Source organism: Thermus sp. (assembly GCF_037444525.1).
In the GTDB taxonomy this organism is placed as follows: domain Bacteria; phylum Deinococcota; class Deinococci; order Deinococcales; family Thermaceae; genus Thermus.
The window spans coordinates 1-16725 of the sequence record NZ_JBBIMD010000049.1 but is presented as its reverse complement, the minus strand read 5'-3'; the positions used below and the strand labels follow the sequence as shown (position 1 = coordinate 16725).

Here is a 16725-nt window from a genome sequence, read left to right as displayed (position 1 = left end):
ATTTGGACTACTACAACGGGCGGAGGCCGCACCGGGCTTTGGGGGGTCTTGCGCCCTTGGGGTTCCTGGCCAAGCTCAAGGAGGAGGGGGTCCCCACAGAGTCTCAAATGTGCTGGCCAACTACAACCCCTTGGTCTAAGCGAGGGGATGTGCTAGAATCCCCTAGGCGGGGGCCGTTAGCTCAACTGGCAGAGCACCGGTCTCCAAAACCGGGGGTTGGAGGTTCGAGTCCTTCACGGCCCGCCACACTGCCCCTTCGGGGGCCTTTTTGTTATGGAGAACTACCAGGTGCTCATCGTGGGGGCGGGCTTCGCGGGAAGCGAGGCTGCCCACCGCTTGGCGCAAAGGGGGGTGCGGGTGGGCCTCCTCACCCAAAGCCTGGACGCGGTGATGATGCCCTTCCTCCTCCCACACCCCCCCTTTCCCAAGGGGAGCCTCCTAGAGGCGGCCCATGACCCCATAGACCCCCGGGTCTGGTCCTTCCACGCCCGGGCCAAGGCCCGCCTCGAGGCCCACGCCCCTCACCTCCACCTCTTCCAGGCCACAGCCACGGGCCTCCTCCTGGAAGGGGAAAGGGTGGTGGGGGTGAGGACCTGGGAGGGGCCAGAGGCACGGGGGGAAAGGGTGGTCCTGGCGGTGGGGAGCTTCCTTGGGGCGAGGCTTCGCCTGGGGGAGGTGGAGGAGGAGGCAGGGCGGCTTTCCGAGGTCAGCTACCCTGACCTCCACGAGGACCTCCTCCGCCTGGGCTTCCGCTTCGTGGAGCGGGAGGGGGTGGTGCCGGACACCCCCACCACCCCAGGCTACCGGGTGCGCTACCAGGCCTTCCACCCCGAGGAGTGGGAGGAGGCCACCTTGCGCCTTAAGCGCCTCCAAAACCTCTACGCGGTGGGGCTATGCGTCCTGGATGGGGACTACGCCCGCATGAGCGAGGAGGGCCTCCGCCTGGCGGAGCACCTTCTCCGTGAACTTGGGTAGGGGCTTGGCCTTTGGGTCCACCCCTTCCCCCGGCCAAAGGGCGGCGTAGACCGTGAGGAGAAGGCGCCGGTGGGTAAGCTCGTGCCGCACCGACCCCACCAGCTTGGGCTCCACGCCGAAGGCCTTAGCCCGGACCTCGAGCTCCGCCTCGGGGAAGGTGGGGACACCGTAAAGCCCCTGGAAGCGCCCCTTTTGGGGTTCCAGGTAGACCCCCTTCCTCCCCCAAAGGACGAGGGCTGCCAGGTGCTCCTCCCGCTTGGCCCGGGCCTTCGGCCTTGGGTAGCGCTCCGGGGCCCCCTGGCCTGAGCAAAAGGACCTCAGGGGGCAGGCGAGGCAGTGGGGCTTCCTGGGGCGGCAGAGGGTGGCCCCAAGCTCCATGAGGGCCTGGTTCCAAACCCCGGGGTCCGCCCCTTGGGACAGGAGGGCCTGGGCCAGGCCCTGGAGGGCCTTGGGCGTGGGGGATTCCAGGGCGAAGAGCCTGGCCAGGACCCGGCGCACGTTCCCGTCCACCGCGGCCACCCGTTCCCCAAAAGCCATGGAGGCCACCGCAGCCGCGGTGTAGGGACCGAGGCCGGGGAGCTCTTTAAGCGCCTCGTAGCTTGGGGGCAGGGCCTCCACCCTCTGGGCCAGGCGGTGGAGGTGCTCCGCCCGGCGGTAGTACCCCGCCCCCGCCCACACCTTCAGGACCTCCTCCAGGGGGGCCTCCCGCAGGGCCTCCAGGGTGGGAAAGCGCCCTAGGAAGCGGTGGTAATAGGGGATGGCCTGCTCCACCCGGGTCTGCTGGAGGAGGACCTCGGAAAGGAGGATGCGGTAGGGGTCCTTTTCTCCCCGCCAAGGGAGGGGCCTCTTGGCCTTTTCGTACCAGGCGAGGAGGGCCTCCTGAAGGGCTCTTAGGGTAGGGCCCTCAGCCGGCCCAAAAGGCGCTTGTGCTCCACCATGAGGCATCGGTCCACCACCAGGGGAATGCCCGCCCCAAGGAGGGCCTCCTCCACCTCCGGGTTCCGGATCCCCACCTGGAGCCAAACCAGGCCCGGCCGCAAGGCCAGGATCTCGGGGAGGTGGTGGGGAAGGGCATGCCCTGGGCGGAAGACATCCAGGATGTCTACGGGCTCCTTCAACTCCGAGAGATGGCCCAAGACCCTCTCCCCGAAAAGCTCCTCTCCAGCGAAGCGGGGGTTCACGGGCAGGATGCGGTAGCCCGCGCGGAAGAGGTAGTCGGGCACGTAGAAGGCGGGGCGGGAAGGGTCCTTGTGGGCCCCAAGGACAGCGATGGTGCGGGCCTTCTCAAGAAGGGTCTTCAGTTCCATCCCATACCTCCACCCCCAAGCGGAGGAAGTCCTGGTCCAGGCTGGCCACACCTTCCCCCGAAGTGGCCTTTACAGCCAATAAGGCGTCCGTAAGGTGCACCTTCTTCTCCAGCATCAGCCCAAACGCCTTCCTGAAAGCCTCCTCCTCCAACACCCACATCCCCGGGCGGGCCCAAAGGGCCTCGAGGCGGTGCACCACCTGGGGAAGGGGCACTTTGTAGAAAGAACGCAAGGTATAGACCACCTCCGCCACCACCAAGGGGTGCCAAACCAGGCGCACCCGCCTTTCCTCCGCCGCCTTCAGGATACGGTAAGCTCTCTGGGCCAACTCCTCGGGCTCCCCCAGGAGGAAGCGGAGGACCACATTGGTATCCAGCCAAAAGGTGCGCACTAGGGCTTTTGGAATCGCTCCGTCCAGGAGGTTTCCCGGGCTTCCTTCTCTCCCTCTGGTCCAGGATAACTCACGGCAGAGGCTAGGCTGCCCAAGAGGGATTCCAGCGGGATAGATCGTGGGGGCTTTAGGTGGAGGCTTTCTTCCTCCACCAGGAGCTCCACCTCATCTCCAGGGCGAAGCCCAAGGCGGCGGAGCGCCTCTTCGGGGAGCACCAGCTCCCCCCTAGGACCCAAGCGAAGCCTCATACCCCCATGCTACACCCGGTAGTCCAAAGGCCTCAGGTAGAACTCCCCAATGGCCGTGGGGGAAAGGAGGGCCACGGTGGGGAGGGCCCGCTTCCAGTGGGTGCGGTTCACCCGCTCCTTCACCCGCCCAAGCTCCTCCTCCGTGAACCCTAGGCCCAGGATGTACGCGTCGGGGTAGCCCTTGAGGTAGTGCTCCAGGATGACGTCCGCCCGCAGGTAGCGCAGGCCCAGGTCGGCCTCGTCCGTCTGGCCGGGCTCGAGGTCTGCGGTGGGGGCCTTCTCCACCACCACCTCCGGCACCCCCAGGTGGCGGGCCAGGGCCCAGACCTGGGTCTTGTAGAGGTCCCCCAAGGGGTTTAGGGGAGGCGCGTCGTCCCCGTGCCAGGTGTAGTAGCCGAAAAGGCGCTCCGTCTTGTTCCCCGTGCCCAAGGGCAGGGCCCGGTAGGCCTCGGCCTTGTCAAAAAGGACGATCATCCGCGCCCGGGCCATGACGTTCCCCTTGCGACGGGGGGTGAGGCCGGGGGTCTTCTCCGCATACCCCTCCACCATGGGGGTGATGTCCACCACCTCAAGCTCCACCCCAAAGGTCTTTGCCACCAACTGGGCGTGCTCCAGGGAAAGGGGGCTGGAATCCCGGTGGGGTAGAGCCAAGGCGTGGACGTTCTCCGGCCCCAGGGCCCGCACCGCCAGAGCCAAGGTGGTGGCGGAGTCCACCCCTCCGGAAACGGCCACGATGGCCTTCTTGTAGCCGCGCCAGGCCAGCTCCTCGCGGATGAAGCGGGTGAGAAAGTCCGCCACCAGGGGCAGGTTGAGGTCCAGGGTTTCCCGAAGGGGTGGGGCCTCGAGGATCCTCATGCTTCCCTCCCCGAAACCCGATGGAGGTCGTCCAGAAGGAGGGGCAGGCCGGCCTCGAGGTCGGAAAGGAGGGGGCTATCGTAGCGCACGGGGGGGATGCGGGCGGGGTCTAGGGGGAAGACCAAGGCCGCCTCCTCAAAGAGGGGGGCTTCCCCCAGGACCCGTCCGTCCGGCCCCACCGCCAGGCTTCCCCCGCTCATCCCCTTCCCCCCCTCAAACCCCACCAGGCTAGAGAGGACCACGTAAAGCCCGTGCTCCGCAGCCACGGCCTGGGCCAGAGTGCGCCAGCGCTCCACGTTCCAGGGCCTTTCCCCCTGGAAGCCCCTGGCCGGGCTTGCCGCAGGGACATAGAGGACCTCGGCCCCGTCCAAGGCGGCGATGGTGGCGGTGATGGAGTGCCAGAAATCCTCGCAGATGAGGAGGGCCACCCGGCCGAAGCGGGTTTGGAAGGCCGCCACCCGCCGCCCCCGGGAAAGGTAGCGCTCCTCGTCAAAGACCCCGTAGGTGGGAAGGAAGACCTTGCGGTGCACGTGGACGATCCGGTGGGGAAGCTCCAGGTAGGCGGCGCTATTGTAAAAGGCTCCCCTGTCCCGCTCGTAAAAGCCCACCACCAGGTCCAGCGCCCTCTCGTACCCTGCCTTCTTGTGCACCTCGGAAAGGAGCTCCAAGAGCTCAAAGCGGGTGAGGGCGAGCTCCCTAACCCCCCCCTGGAGGAAGTAGCCGGTGAGGGCCGCCTCGGGCAGGACCACCACCTCGGGGGCGTGGGGCCTAAGGGCCTTCAGGTGGTCGGTAAGGCGCTCTACGTTGGCCTTGAGCTGCCCCTTCTCGGGGCGGAACTGGAGGATGGCGTGCCGGATCATAGGTAAAGCCTAGGGTCCGCGTCGGGGAAGGGGTTGTCCAGGGCCTCGAGGGCCTTAAGCTCCTCCTCGGAAACCCCTTTGAGGAGGCGGAAAAACCGTTCCCCGTGGGCCTGGTAGCGCTCCTCGGCGTAGGCGGCCGCCTGGCCGGTGTCTATGAGGAAGGGCCAGTCGGAGGCCTCGAGGAGAAGAAGCTCCCGCATGGCCTGCTGGAGCACCCGAGGGGGCAGGATGCCCTGGCGGGCCGCCTCCCGCATGGCCCCTTCCGCCCGGTAGACAAGCCGCCAGTAGTCCAGGGTCTTGGGGTTGAGCCACACCTCGTGCCCCCCACCCCGGCCCCAGGAACCCTCGGGCAGGTCGGTGCGCACCGCCTCGCCCTGGACCGCCTCCCTGGCCGTCACCGCCTCCACCCCTTCCGCCCGGGAGAGGAGGCGGAGGGCCTCCTCCAAGAAGGCCACCCCCTCGTACCACCAGTGGCCGAACAGCTCCGCATCGTAAGGGGCCAGGACCACCCCTTGGGGGTGGCGGGCGGCCAAGCCCCGCAAGAGCCCCACGAAGTGGGCTGCGTGCTCCTTGGCCTTGGCGAAGGCCCGTTCGGGGTCGTAAGGGGCCTTGGCGGAAAGCTCCGCCTTGCGGTGGGTCACCCGCCAGTGGTGGAGGCCGGAAAGGGGGTCTTTCCGGTGGAACTCCCGGTAAAGCCCATCCCCCGGGTAGCCGTAGTCCGCGCTCCACACCTGGAGGGCGGTCTCCTGGTTGCGGGCCAAGACCCTAAGGCCACTTGGGAGCTCGTGGACGTAGTAGGTGGCCTCGGCGCTCTCCACCGGGCCCAGGTGGGCCTCCCCGTAGGGGCTTAGGGCCTTTCCCCCTTGGACCAGGTGGGCGTCCACAAAGGTGTACCGCACCCCCGCCCGCATAAGGAGCTCGTCCACCCCGGCCCGCACCCCCTCCGGCGCCCCCTCCACGGGGGGCCTCCAGAACCCACGGGGCCGGTAGGCCATCTCGGGGAGCCAGTAGCCCGTGGCGTCCTTGGCGAAGTGGCGGCGGTAGGCGGCCAGGCCCGTCTTGATCTGGGCCCAAAGGGCCTCATCGTAGCCCAGAAGGGGGCTATAGCCGTGGGTGGCGTGGGAGGCGATGAGCTCCACCTGCCCCCGCTCCTGGGCCCGGCGGAAGGCAGAGAGGAGATCCCCCCCAAGTCCGTGGAAGTGGTCCAGGGTAAGCTCCCAGAAGGCCACCTGGTGGCGGGCGCTGCCCTCCAGCTCCGTGCCCTGATAGCGGAGGTAGTCCCCCTGGGCCCGCTCCAGGCGGTCTTTGGCGTAGGCCCGGAAGCCCTCCTTCACCTTGGCGTCGGCCAGCTGCTCGGCCAGGATAGGGGTGATGCCCAAGGTGAACCGCGCCCCCACCCCCTCCTGCCAAAGCCGGTCCAGGGCCCGAAGAAGGGGGAGGTAGGTTTCGGCCATGGCCTCGTAGAGGGTCTCCTCCCCAAAGGGCCACATCCCGTGGGCCCGCACATAGGGCAGGTGAGCGTGGAGGACCAGGGCGAAACGCGCCATGGCCCTAGCGTACCACGGTGCCCTCCCCCGAAAGGGCGCGGCGGATGGGGTTCTTCACCCTGCCGTCCGCGAAGACCACCCGCCCCACCCCGCCCCGCACCGCTTCCACCGCCCCCATGACCTTGCGCTTCATCCGCCCCTGGGCCAGAGCCAGGTACTCGGGGTCCTCGAGGCGGGCGATGGGGATCTCCCGCACGAGGCTACCCTCGTCCGGGTAGCGGGCAAGGAGACCAGGCACGTTGGAGAGGTAGACCAGGGCCTCGGCCCCGTAGGTGACGGCGAGGAGGGCCGCGATGCTATCCCCATCCGTGTTGATGGCCTCGCCCTCGTGGCTGATGGCAGGAGGAGTGAGGACGGGGAGGTAGCCCGCCCCCAAAAGAAGGTCCAAAAGGCCCTTGTTCACCCGCTCCACCGTGCCCGTGTAGTCCCCGCGGTGGATCTTCACCTTGCCGTCTTCCACATATTTCACCGCGGTCTTGCGGCGGCCCTCTAGAAGCCTTCCGTCCAAGCCGGAAAGCCCAACCGCGTTCGCCCCGAAGCGCTGGAGATACTCCACCAGGCGCTTGTTGACCAGACCACAGTAGACCATCTCAAAGATCTCCAGGGTCTTGCGGTCCGTGAGGCGGCTCACCTGCCCCCCCGGGTGGGTGAGGAAGCGGGGGGGGTGGCCTAAGGCCTCGGCGATGCGGTTGGTCTCGCTGCTTCCCCCATGGACCAGGATGAGCCTCTGGCCTTCCCGCCACAAGGAGGCCGCGTCCTCGGCCACGGCCTCGTAGTCTATGCCCTCGGCGCCGCCCACTTTGACGAGGATCACGGCAACCCCCCTACGGATGGAGCCCGGGAAAATCCAGGCCCAGGGTCTCAGGCCAGCCCATGCGGATGTTTAGGGCCTGGAGGGCGTGGCCCGCGGTGCCCTTCACCAGGTTGTCTATGGCCGCCATGACCACCAGCCGCCCCGTGTCCTCCTCCAGCTCAAAGCCGATGTCCGCGTAGTTGGTCCCCTGGACGAAGCGGGGGTCGGGGTAGCGGTGGATGCCCTTCTTTTGCTTGACGATACGGACGAAGGGCTCACCCCCGTAGGCCTCTCGGTAGGCCTGCCACACGTCCCGCTCGCTCCAGCCGTCGTGGAGGAAGGTCTGGGCGGTCATGAGGATCCCCCGCACCCGGTCGGTGGCGATGGCCGTGAGGTGGACCTCGGGCCGGCCTGGAAGGTTCTCCACCACCTCCGCGGTGTGGCGGTGGCCGGTGGGCTTGTAGACCCTTAGGGAGCCCGCCCGCTCGGGGTGGTGGCTGGCGGGGCCTGGCTCCGCCCCCGCGGCGGAGGTGGAGATGAGGAGGGTGACGAAGACCGGCTTGGGCTGGAGGAGGCCCGCCTTAAAGAGGGGATAGAGGCCCAAGAGGGTGGCGGTGGCGTTGCACCCCGCCCCAGCGATTTGGTCTGCCTCCCTTAAGGCCTCCCGGTAGAGTTCAGGAAGCGCGTAGACGAAGCTACCCAAAAGGTCAGGGTGGGGGTGCTCCCCGTAGTACTTGCGGTAAAGGTCCAGGTTTTTCAGGCGGAAGTCCGCGGAGAGGTCCAGGACCACCTTCCCCAAGGGCCGGTAGCGCTCGTACTCCCGTGCGAAAACCCCGTGGGGCAGGGCCAGGACCAGGATGTCCACGGGCTCTAGCTTCTCCGGGGGAATAAACTTGAGGGCGGTTCTCCCCCTGAGATTCGGGTGGACGAAGTGCACAGGCTCCCCGGCGAAGCGCCTCGAGGTCACCTGGGTCACCTCCAGGTGGGGGTGGAAAAGGGCCAGGCGCAAGAACTCTCCCCCCGCGTACCCCGACCCCCCCACGATGGCCACGGTCTTCCTATCCATGGGCCACCCCCCAGGCGTAGCGCAGGATCTCCCCGGGGATGTCCACCCCGGTGGTGTGCACGGAGTTCTTGAACTCCATGGTGTGGTTCACCTCGTTCACCAAAAGGCCCCGCTCGGACTCAAAAAGGTCTATGGCCACCACCCCGCCCCCCACCGCCCTCGCCGCCCGCACGGAAAGCTCGGCGATCTCTTCCGTAACGGGGCAGTTCTCCGCCACCCCGCCCCGGGCGGTGTTGGTGATCCAGTGTTGGCTCCGCCGGTAGATGGCGGCGATGGCCCGGTCCCCCACCACGAAGACCCGGATGTCCCGCCCGGGCTTCCGCACGTACTCCTGCAGGTAAAGAAGCTGGTGCTGGAACCCCCCCAAGACCTCCTTGTGCTCCAGGAGGGACTCCGCCGCCTCCCGGTCGTTGATCTTGGCCACAAGTCGCCCCCAGCTCCCGATGACGGGCTTCAGGACCACGGGGTAGCCCCAGTCCTCCATGAGCCTAAGGGCCTCCTCGGGGTCGGTGAGGAGGGCGGTTTTGGGCTGGGGGAGGCCCGCCCGGTGGAGGGCCGCGCTGGTGGCCCACTTGTCCCCGCAGGTCTCCATCACCTGGGGCCGGTTCACCACGGGGATGCCCAGGGCCTCGAGGTAGCGGGCCACCGCCAGACCCCGGCTTTGGCTCACGCACCGCTCCAGGGCCACGCTGACCCCTTGCAGCTCCGGCGGCCTCTCCCCCAGGACCATTCGGAGGGCCGGGACGTAGACCTTCTTGAAGGGAATCCCCAGGGCCTCGGCCCGTTCAAAGAGCATCCTTTCGTCGGGCCGGATGCGGTCGTAAAGGATGGCCAGCATGGGGGTTACTCGCCCCAGTCCTCCGCCTCCTCGGGGGCAGGCTCGAGGCGCAAGGGATCTAGGGAGACCACCTCCAGCTCCGCCCCACAGTCCTCGCACACCACAAGCTCGCCCAGCTCAGGGTTCTCCAGCTTGAGTTCCGCACCGCACTCCGGACAGGTGGCTACCATTCCTCGTCCTCCTCTTCCACTTCGCTCCAGTCGGGTACGAAGGTAAAACCGCACTCGGGGCAGGAGACGCTTTGCCCCTCTTCCTCCTCGGAAACCTCAAAGGTGTAGCCGCACCGGGGGCAGTCCACGAAGAAGCCCTCCAAGCCCTCCTCGGTCACCTCGAGCTCCAAGGGGTCCAGGGACACCACCTCCAAAAACGCCCCGCAGGCCTCGCACTCCAGGACGTCCCCGGCCTCGAGGCCCTCCAGGTCCTCGGCCAGCACCACGCTGACCTCGCCGCACACCGGACAGGTGATCTCCAGGTCCTCCATGGCCCCAGTCTACTCCCCCGGGAAGCGCCCGTGCCGCTTGTAGTACTCCAGCAAGGAGCCCTCCTTGAGCGCCTCCAGGAGGAAGGGGGGTGGGGGGCGGAGCTGGAAGCGCTCCTCGCCCCGCCAAAGGACCCCCCGCTCCAGGTCCAGCTCCACTTGGTCCCCGTCTTCTAGCGCATCCACCACCTCCTCCGACTCAAAGGGGACAATCCCCAGGTTCACCAGGTTGCGGAAGAAGATGCGGGCGTAGCTCTTGGCGATGACCGCCCGGATGCCCAGCTTTTTCAGGGCCTCGGGGGCGTACTCCCGGCTGGAGCCAAGCCCGGTGTTCCGGCCGAAGACCAGGATGTCCCCCGACCTGACCTCCTCCGCAAACCCCGGCCGCAGGTGGGCGAAGGCGTAGAGGTGGAACCGGTCCTCCCCCACCATGAAGGGGGCGTACTTGCCGGGCAGGATATCGTCGGTGTTGATCTGGTCGCCGAACTTAAAGACCCTAGGCATAGGGTTCCTCCAGTTCCTCCGGCATGGTCAGGTAGCCGGCCACGGCGCTGGCCGCGGCCACCCGGGGGCTTGCCAGGTAGATCTCCGCGTCCGGGGCCCCCATCCGGCCGCGGAAGTTGCGGTTGGAGGTGGAGACGCACACCTCCCCCGGGGCCAAGACCCCCATGTGCCGCCCCATGCAGGGGCCGCACCCGGGGGTGCCAATGGTGGCCCCCGCTTGTAGGAGGGTAAGGAGGGTGCCGTCCCTGGCCGCCTCCTCCAGGACCTGGCTGGAGGCGGGGACCACGAGGAGGCGCACCCCGGGGGCCACCTTCCTCCCCCTCAGGACCTCCGCCGCGGCCCTTAGGTCCTCTATGCGCCCGTTGGTGCAGGTGCCGATGAAGACCTGGTCCACCCGCTTCCCCTTCACCGCCGCCACCTCGTGGACGTTGTCCACGTAGAAGGGCACGGAAACCCTGGGGGTGAGGGCGGAAAGGTCAATCTCCACCTCCTGGGCGTAGCGGGCGTCCTCATCGGGGAAAAGCCAAGGGGGCACCCCATAGCGCTCCAAGACCTCCCCTGAGGGCACCACCAGCCCCGCCTTGGCCCCCGCCTCCACGGTGAGGTTGGCCAGGGTCATGCGCTCCCCCAGGGTGAGCCCCTCCGCCCCCTCCAGGAGGTGGATCTCCACCGCCATGTAGGTGGCCCCGTCCGCGGTGAGGAGGCGCACCATCTCGAGGGCGGCGTCCTTGGCGGTGACCCCCTTCGGAAGCCTTCCCCGGAAGACCACCTTCACCGTCTCCGGCACCCTAAGCCAGGTGCGGCCGCTGGCCGCGGCCAGGGCGATGTCCGTGGCCCCCATCCCCGTGCCGAAGGCGGCCACCGCCCCATAGGTGGTGGAGTGGCTGTCCGAGCCCACCACGATCCAGCCCGGCTGGGCCAGGCCCTCCTCCATGAGGACCTGGTGGCACACCCCCCGGCCCACGTCAAAGACCCTGACCCCGTGCCGGCTTGCCCACCCCCGGATCTCCTTCTGGGCCTTGGCCACCTCGAGGTTGGCCGCAGGGGCCACGTGGTCTATAACGATGGAGACCCGCTCCGGGTAGCGGGGGGCGGCTTCCAGGTACTCCAGGCGGCGGATGAAGCTCCCGGCGATGGAGTCCACCACCATGACCTGGTCCACCTCCACCACCACAAGCTCCCCCGCCTCCACCCTTCGCCCGGCCTTTTTGGAAAGGATCTTCTCCGCTAAGGTCTGGCCCATGGCACCCTCCTATACTGGGAAGTATGGGACGCTATTGGATCCGCGTGTACCGCGACCCCGAGGAGCCCGGGGTCTGGCTGGCCGAGGTGCCCGCGGTGCCCGGGGTGCGCTCCGACGGGGACACCCGCGAGGAAGCCGTGAGAAACGTCCAGGAAGCCCTAGAAGCCATGCTGGCCGCCCTGAAGGCCAAGGGGCTTCCCGTCCCGGAACCGGACGAGGAGTGGGTAGAGGTCCGGGTGGATGCCGCCTAGGCTTGAAGAGGTGTTGCGCAAGCTCAAGCGCCTGGGGTTTGAGGAGGTGGGGGGCAAGGGCAGCCACTGGGTGCTCCTCCACCCTGACGGGCGCCGCACCGTAATCCCTTTCCACCGCAAGGAGCTCAAGCGGGGCACCTTCCTGGGCATCCTCAAGGACGTGGGCCTTACGGAAGAGGAGTACCGCGCCCTCTAGCCTCATGCGGTGATCCACTCCCTCAGGATCCGGTCCAGCTCCTCCAGGGTGAGCTGGCCCTTGTCGGCCAGGGCCTTGATGTGCTGGGTGATGCGGGCGAGCTCCTCTTCCCCATAGTGCAGGCCAAGCTCCTCCGCCCGCGCCTTGATGGCGTGGCGGCCCGTGAGCCTCGAGGCGATGATGAGCTTGCGCCGCACTCCGAAGACCTCGGGAGGGTAGGGCTCGTAGGACTGGGGGTTGATGTAGATGGCCTTGAGGTGCATGCCCGCCTTATGGCTGAAGGCGGTTTCCCCGGTGATGTAGTTGTTGAAGGGGATCTCCACCCCCACCATCCGGGCCACCATGCGGTCCAGCTCGGGGAGCATCTCCAGCTTGTACTTGCTCCGGACGTACTCCGGCTGGAGGGTGTACATGCGGGCGAGGAACCCCCCCAAGGGGGTGATGCCGTTCCGCTCCCCGATGCCGAGGACGGTGGTGTCCACGTGGGTGGCCCCGGCCTCTATGGCCTCAAAGGCGTTGGCGATGGCGCAGCCCGTGTCGTTGTGCCCGTGGAACTCGATGTCCACCCCGGGCCCCACCACCCGCCGCACCTCCCGCACCAGGGCGTAGACCTGGCGGGGGGTGGCGACGCCCACCGTGTCCGCCAGGCCCACCCGGTCCACGTAGGGGGCGATGGCCTGGTAGATCTGGAGGAGGTCGTGCTCGTCGGAGCGGAAGGTGTCCTCCGCGGAGAAACGCACCTCCACGTGGGGGGCCTTCTCCCGGATGTAGGCGATGACCTCCCGGGCCTCCTCGATGATCCGGGGGATGTCCCGGCCGTGGGCCGCCCGCAGGTACTTGCTGGTGCCAAAGAGGAGATCTATCCCCTGCACCCCTGTTTCCACCGCCACCTTGGCCGCGTCCAGGCGGGTCTGGATGTGGGTGACCACCTTGGCTTTAAGGCCTAAGGAAGCCAGGACCTCCGCGTCCTTGCGGGACTGGGGGGAGGCCATGGGGGTGGTAACCTCTATATACTCAATCCCGAACTCGTCCAGGGCCTTGGCGATCTGGATCTTGTCCTCGGTGGAAAAGTTGGCCCGCTCAAACTGCTCGCCTTCCCGCAAGGTGGAGTCTATGATCTTCCATTCCCGCATGGGCCCCTCCCAAAAAGAAACCCGGCCCGCGCTCGGGCCGGGGGGTATAGCGCCTCCTTGGGGCTACCCTACCCCCCGGCGTCCGAGTTTTTTCTCGCGGGCCAGCATCTTGGGCGTAAGAATATACGAAAAGGCCCCTCTTGTCAACGGCCAAACCGCCGCTCCCGGGCCTGGTAGCTCCTCAGGGCGCGGAGGAAGTCTATCTTCCTGAACTCGGGCCAAAGCACATCGGCGAAGTAAAACTCGGAGTAGGCGGATTGCCACAGGAGGAAGCCGGAAAGCCGCACCTCCCCCGAGGTGCGGATGATGAAGTCCGGGTCCGGTAAGCCCGCGGTGTAAAGCCTCTCCGCGATGGCCTCCGGGGTCAGGGCCTCGGCCACCTCCTTGGGGGAAAGGCCCTTTTCGTGGGCCTCCAGGAGAAGCCTCTTCACCGCGTCCACGATCTCCTCCCGTCCCCCGTAGCCCATGGCGATGTTCAGCACCATGCCCTGGTGATGCTGGGTACGGGACTCCAGCCTCTCCAAGGCCTCGAGGACCTCCGGGGAAAAGCCCTCCCTGCGGCCGATGACCCGCACCCGGACCTGGTGATGGTGGATGCGGTGGTCGTCCGCCATCCTCGAGGCCTCCTGGACGAAAAGCCGCATGAGCTCCCCCACCTCCTCGGGGCTCCGCCGGAAGTTGTCCGTGGAGAAGACCCAGACCGTCACCGTAGGGATCCCAAGCTCCAAGCACCACTCCAGCACCTCGTAGGCCTTCTTCACCCCAAACTCGTGCCCCCTGGTGGGGGCCAGGCCCAGCATGCGGGCATAGCGCCGGTTCCCGTCCAGGATGAGGCCCAGGTGGCGGGGCATGGGCCCCCCCCTCACCTCCTTCAGGAGGCGGCGCTCGTAGTACCAGTAAAGGGGGCAGGGAGGGGCAAGAAGGCGGCGCACCACGCTCCTTACCTTACCCTCTTCCCGTGAGAAAACCCTAGCGGTAGAGCTCCCGGGCGATCACATAGCGCTGGATCTCCGAGGTGCCCTCGTAGATCTCCGTGACCTTGGCGTCGCGGTAGTAGCGCTCCACCCGGTAGTCCCGGTGGTAACCGTAGCCCCCCAGGACCTGGACCGCCTCCCGGGTCACCTCCACCGCCACCCCGCTGGCGAAGAGCTTGGCCGCACTGGCCTCGAGGGTAAACCGCTCCCCCCGGTCCTTTTTCTCCGCCGCCTTCAGGGTGAGGGCGCGGGCCGCCTCCACCTTGGCGTACATGTCGGCAAGCTTAAAGGCCACCGCCTGATGCTCCCGGAGCTTCTTCCCAAACTGCACCCTCTCGTCCGCGTAGGCCTTGGCCAGCTCAAAGGCCGCCCGGGCGATGCCCACCGCTTGGGCGGCCACCCCGATGCGCCCCGAGTCCAGCCCCGCAAGGGCGTAGGCGAGCCCCCGCCCCTCCTCCCCCAGGCGGTTCCCCTCGGGGACGAGGACGCCCTCGAGGCGCACCTCCGCGGTGTGGGCGGCGTGCAGGCCCATCTTTTCCTCCGGCTTGCCGAAGGAAAGCCCCTTGGCCCCAGCCTCCACCAAGAAGGCGCCGATCCCCGCCCCCGTGCGGGCCATGACCACGTAGAGGTGGGCCTGGCCCGCGGAGGTGATCCAGCTTTTCACCCCCCAAAGCTCGTACCCTCCCGGGACCTTCCGGGCCTCCGTGCGGATGGAGGCCGCGTCCGAGCCCGCGTGGGGCTCGGTGAGGCAAAAGGCCCCGATCCACTCCCCCCGGGCGAGGGGCACCAGGTAGCGCCTTTTCTGCGCCTCGGTACCGAAGCGGAGGAGCATGTACTGGGGCAGGCCCGAGGTGACGGAGACGATGACCGCCACGCTGGGGTCCGCCCAGGCGATCTCCTCCAAGGCCAAGGCCCAGGTAAGGGAGTCCAGCCCCACCCCCCCGTAGGCCTCGGGGGTGGTCATACCGAGGAAGCCGAGCTCGGCCAGGGCCCTAAGCTGCGGCCAAGGGTACTTCCCCTCCCGGTCGTACTCCGGGGCCAAGGGCCAGAGGACCTCCCGGGCCACCTTGCGCACCGTGTCCAGAACCAGCCGCTGCTCCTGGGATAGGGTCATCCTCCCCATCGTATCAGAGCAGGCCGGCAAAAAAACGTCACTCCCCCCACCGGGGGGCCCGCTCCGCCTTTAGGCCCAGGTGGTCCAGGACCCGCTGGGTGATGAAGGCCAGGAGGTCCTCAATGGCCTTTGGGCGGTGGTAGAAGCCGGGGCTTGCAGGCAGGACCACCGCCCCCGCCTCCGCGGCCTGGACCATGGCCCGGAGGGTGGGGAGGGGCAAGGGGGTTTCCCGGGGGACCAGGATGAGGGGGCGCCGCTCTTTGAGGTGCACGAAGGCCGCCCGGGTGAGGAGGGTGTCCGCCAGGCCGTGGGCTACCTTGGCCAGGGTGGTGGCCGAGCAGGGGATGACCACCATCCCCTGGGTGGGGAAGGAGCCCGAGGCGATGGGGGCCCCCAGGTCCTCGTCCTTGTAGACCCGGAAGGCCAAGGGGTAAAGGTCCTTGGGGCTTAGGCCCATCTCCTCCCAAAGGACCCGCTTGGCCCCTTGGGAAAGGACCAGGTGCACCTCCGCCAAGCCCTCCAGGGTCTGCAAGAGGTCCAGGGCGTAGGGCATGCCGCTCGCCCCCGAAAGCCCCACCACCACGCGGGGAAGGTCCATGCCCCTATGCTACCGGGGCCCCACCCTAAGCCTAGGTGGTCCGTAGCGTCTTCCTCTTTTGGGGCCTTCGCCGAAGCGTGCGCTTCGGCGGGGTACACAAAACCCCGGGCCCTCTGGGCCCGGGGGGCACCCCATGGGCGGGGGGTTACTTCAGCTCCACCACCGCGCCCACGGCCTCGAGCTTCTTCTTGATCTCCTCGGCTTCGGCCTTGGGGATGCCCTCCTTGATGGGGCCGCCCTTCTCGGCCAAGTCCTTGGCCTCCTTAAGGCCAAGGCCGGTGATGGCCCTAAGCTCCTTGATGACCTCCAGCTTCTTGGCCCCCGCATCCTTGAGGATCACATCAAACTCGGTCTTCTCCTCCACGGGGGCCGCGGCAGCGGCCGCCGCAGGGGCCGCAGCCACGGCCACGGGGGCCGCAGCGGTCACGCCCCAAGCCTCCTTTAAGACGTCAATGAGCTGCTTGAGTTCCAAAACCGTCGCCTGGGAAAGCTCTTCTTTGATCCTCTCAATGTCCAGCGCCATCTCCTACCTCCTACGCTGCCTTCTTCTCCGCGTACGCTTCCAAGATGCCTACCAGCTCGCGGGCCACACCGCCCATGACGCCCAAAAGCTCCGCCATGGGGGCCTGGAGCACGCCCAAAAGCTCCGCCCGGAGCTCGTCCATGGTGGGCAGCTCCGCCAACGCCACCACGTCCTTGGCGGAAAGGAGCTGCCCCTGGAGAAGCCCACCCTTGGCCTCGGGGATGCCCTTGGGGTTCTTCTTGGCGAACTCCTGCAGGGCCTTGGCCGCCGCCACCGGGTCCTGGTAGAAGACCAGAGCGCTGGGACCTTGGAGGCCATCCAGCTCGGGCAGGCCAAGCTCCTTCAGGGCCAGCCGGATCAGGGTGTTCTTGGCCACGAAAAGCCGGGCCCCCTTCTCCTTCAGGCCCCTGCGCAGGGCGTAGATCTCCTGGGCCGAGAGCCCCTGGTAGTTCACCAGGAAGAAGGAGCCTTGCGCCGCCTGAAGGCTTTCCTTCAGGGCAGCCAAAAGCTCAACGTTGCGCTTGCTCGGCACACCTTCCTCCTTGTGGGGCAGGGGAACCCCTCTGGATTGTTCCGGATTCGCGAAACGCTCCCCCTCAAGCGCCTCGGCGGGATGTTTAAGGCCTCGAGCCCCCCGCTTTCTCTGGCCTTGGGCGCTAAAGCGCCCGGGGTGCCATAGGGGAGTATATGGCCCCAAAGGGGAAAGGTCAAGGGGCTGTAGTTGGCCAGCACATTTGAGACTCTGTGGGGACCCCCTCCTCCTTGAGCTTGGCCAGGAACCCCAAGGGCGCAAGACCCCCCAAAGCCCGGTGCGGCCTCCGCCCGTTGTAG

22 protein-coding genes, 1 tRNA gene and 2 pseudogenes are annotated in these 16725 nt (G+C 67.6%); 4 read left to right on the top strand and 21 right to left on the bottom strand.

All coding sequences use genetic code 11. From position 1 onward, the window contains the following. The first annotated feature begins 170 nt into the window (after positions 1–170). Both WKI94_RS08660 and WKI94_RS08655 read left to right on the top strand, forming a co-directional pair. Positions 171–246: transfer RNA gene (locus tag WKI94_RS08660), tRNA-Trp, on the top strand. Between the two features lie 27 nt (positions 247–273). Then, on the top strand, positions 274–975 hold the full coding sequence (locus tag WKI94_RS08655) for an FAD-dependent oxidoreductase (RefSeq protein ID WP_337845360.1): 702 nt from the start codon (positions 274–276) through the stop codon (positions 973–975). Here WKI94_RS08655 and WKI94_RS08650 read toward each other — a convergent pair. Genes WKI94_RS08650 through WKI94_RS08585 form a run of 14 tightly spaced genes read right to left on the bottom strand, consistent with a single transcriptional unit; the run spans position 892 to position 11105 of the window. Further along, on the bottom strand, positions 892–1920 hold the full coding sequence (locus tag WKI94_RS08650; protein ID WP_337845359.1) for an A/G-specific adenine glycosylase: 1029 nt from the start codon (positions 1918–1920) through the stop codon (positions 892–894). The two genes, WKI94_RS08655 and WKI94_RS08650, sit on opposite strands and share 84 nt — an antisense overlap. After that, positions 1866–2282, bottom strand: a complete 417-nt coding sequence (locus WKI94_RS08645) for a CoA-binding protein (RefSeq protein WP_337845358.1) — start codon at positions 2280–2282, stop codon at positions 1866–1868. The genes WKI94_RS08650 and WKI94_RS08645 overlap by 55 nt, the downstream gene beginning before the upstream one ends. After that, the gene (locus WKI94_RS08640; protein ID WP_337845357.1) at positions 2260–2673 is read right to left on the bottom strand and encodes a PIN domain-containing protein; all 414 of its coding nucleotides are present in this window, start codon (positions 2671–2673) and stop codon (positions 2260–2262) included. Before WKI94_RS08640 ends, WKI94_RS08645 begins: the two co-directional genes overlap by 23 nt. Continuing rightward, positions 2673–2921, bottom strand: coding sequence for an AbrB/MazE/SpoVT family DNA-binding domain-containing protein (locus WKI94_RS08635; protein ID WP_337845356.1), 249 nt, complete (start codon positions 2919–2921; stop codon positions 2673–2675). Before WKI94_RS08635 ends, WKI94_RS08640 begins: the two co-directional genes overlap by 1 nt. A 9-nt stretch (positions 2922–2930) precedes the next feature. Then, positions 2931–3776: an NAD+ synthase gene (locus tag WKI94_RS08630; protein ID WP_337845355.1), complete on the bottom strand. Its 846-nt coding sequence runs from the start codon at positions 3774–3776 to the stop codon at positions 2931–2933. After that, complete coding sequence (locus WKI94_RS08625; RefSeq protein WP_337845354.1) at positions 3773–4636, bottom strand: nitrilase-related carbon-nitrogen hydrolase; 864 nt, start codon at positions 4634–4636, stop codon at positions 3773–3775. Before WKI94_RS08625 ends, WKI94_RS08630 begins: the two co-directional genes overlap by 4 nt. Further along, on the bottom strand, positions 4633–6183 hold the full coding sequence (locus tag WKI94_RS08620; RefSeq protein WP_337845353.1) for a 1,4-alpha-glucan branching protein: 1551 nt from the start codon (positions 6181–6183) through the stop codon (positions 4633–4635). Before WKI94_RS08620 ends, WKI94_RS08625 begins: the two co-directional genes overlap by 4 nt. 4 nt (positions 6184–6187) lie before the next feature. Next, a complete protein-coding gene (locus WKI94_RS08615) occupies positions 6188–6997 on the bottom strand; it encodes a [LysW]-aminoadipate kinase (RefSeq protein ID WP_337845352.1) in 810 nt (269 codons plus the stop codon). A 10-nt stretch (positions 6998–7007) separates the two neighbouring features. Next, a complete protein-coding gene (argC, locus tag WKI94_RS08610; RefSeq protein ID WP_337845351.1) occupies positions 7008–8042 on the bottom strand; it encodes an N-acetyl-gamma-glutamyl-phosphate reductase in 1035 nt (344 codons plus the stop codon). Beyond that, positions 8035–8880, bottom strand: a complete 846-nt coding sequence (gene lysX / locus WKI94_RS08605; protein WP_337845350.1) for a lysine biosynthesis protein LysX — start codon at positions 8878–8880, stop codon at positions 8035–8037. The genes argC and lysX overlap by 8 nt, the downstream gene beginning before the upstream one ends. Positions 8881–8885: 5 nt before the next feature. Beyond that, complete coding sequence (lysW, locus tag WKI94_RS08600; protein WP_337845349.1) at positions 8886–9050, bottom strand: lysine biosynthesis protein LysW; 165 nt, start codon at positions 9048–9050, stop codon at positions 8886–8888. Further along, entirely contained in the window at positions 9044–9361 is a 318-nt protein-coding gene (locus WKI94_RS08595) for a paraquat-inducible protein A (RefSeq protein ID WP_337845348.1), read from the bottom strand. The genes lysW and WKI94_RS08595 overlap by 7 nt, the downstream gene beginning before the upstream one ends. 9 nt (positions 9362–9370) lie before the next feature. Then, on the bottom strand, positions 9371–9862 hold the full coding sequence (locus WKI94_RS08590; protein WP_337845347.1) for a homoaconitate hydratase: 492 nt from the start codon (positions 9860–9862) through the stop codon (positions 9371–9373). Further along, on the bottom strand, positions 9855–11105 hold the full coding sequence (locus WKI94_RS08585) for a 3-isopropylmalate dehydratase large subunit (protein WP_337845346.1): 1251 nt from the start codon (positions 11103–11105) through the stop codon (positions 9855–9857). Before WKI94_RS08585 ends, WKI94_RS08590 begins: the two co-directional genes overlap by 8 nt. A 23-nt stretch (positions 11106–11128) precedes the next feature. Between WKI94_RS08585 and WKI94_RS08580 the strand changes: the two genes are divergently transcribed. Next, complete coding sequence (locus WKI94_RS08580) at positions 11129–11356, top strand: type II toxin-antitoxin system HicB family antitoxin (protein ID WP_337845345.1); 228 nt, start codon at positions 11129–11131, stop codon at positions 11354–11356. Next, entirely contained in the window at positions 11346–11552 is a 207-nt protein-coding gene (locus tag WKI94_RS08575) for a type II toxin-antitoxin system HicA family toxin (RefSeq protein ID WP_337845344.1), read from the top strand. Before WKI94_RS08580 ends, WKI94_RS08575 begins: the two co-directional genes overlap by 11 nt. 2 nt (positions 11553–11554) lie before the next feature. On the opposite strand, the gene lysS is transcribed toward WKI94_RS08575, so the two are convergent. From lysS to WKI94_RS08540, 7 genes and pseudogenes are all read right to left on the bottom strand, one after another. Beyond that, positions 11555–12685, bottom strand: a complete 1131-nt coding sequence (gene lysS / locus WKI94_RS08570; RefSeq protein WP_337845343.1) for a homocitrate synthase — start codon at positions 12683–12685, stop codon at positions 11555–11557. Positions 12686–12828: 143 nt separating this feature from the next. Then, a pseudogene (locus WKI94_RS08565) lies at positions 12829–13632 on the bottom strand (isoprenyl transferase); the annotation flags it as partial. Between the two features lie 22 nt (positions 13633–13654). Further along, positions 13655–14773, bottom strand: a complete 1119-nt coding sequence (locus tag WKI94_RS08560) for an acyl-CoA dehydrogenase family protein (RefSeq protein WP_337845342.1) — start codon at positions 14771–14773, stop codon at positions 13655–13657. A gap of 37 nt (positions 14774–14810) precedes the next feature. Continuing rightward, positions 14811–15371: a UbiX family flavin prenyltransferase gene (locus tag WKI94_RS08555; protein ID WP_337845341.1), complete on the bottom strand. Its 561-nt coding sequence runs from the start codon at positions 15369–15371 to the stop codon at positions 14811–14813. Positions 15372–15516: 145 nt separating this feature from the next. Beyond that, positions 15517–15894, bottom strand: a complete 378-nt coding sequence (gene rplL / locus WKI94_RS08550) for a 50S ribosomal protein L7/L12 (RefSeq protein ID WP_016330131.1) — start codon at positions 15892–15894, stop codon at positions 15517–15519. A 10-nt stretch (positions 15895–15904) separates the two neighbouring features. Continuing rightward, entirely contained in the window at positions 15905–16426 is a 522-nt protein-coding gene (rplJ, locus tag WKI94_RS08545; protein WP_337845340.1) for a 50S ribosomal protein L10, read from the bottom strand. Continuing rightward, positions 16387–16725: pseudogene (locus WKI94_RS08540) on the bottom strand (hypothetical protein); the annotation flags it as partial. The pseudogene WKI94_RS08540 and the gene rplJ, both read right to left, overlap by 40 nt.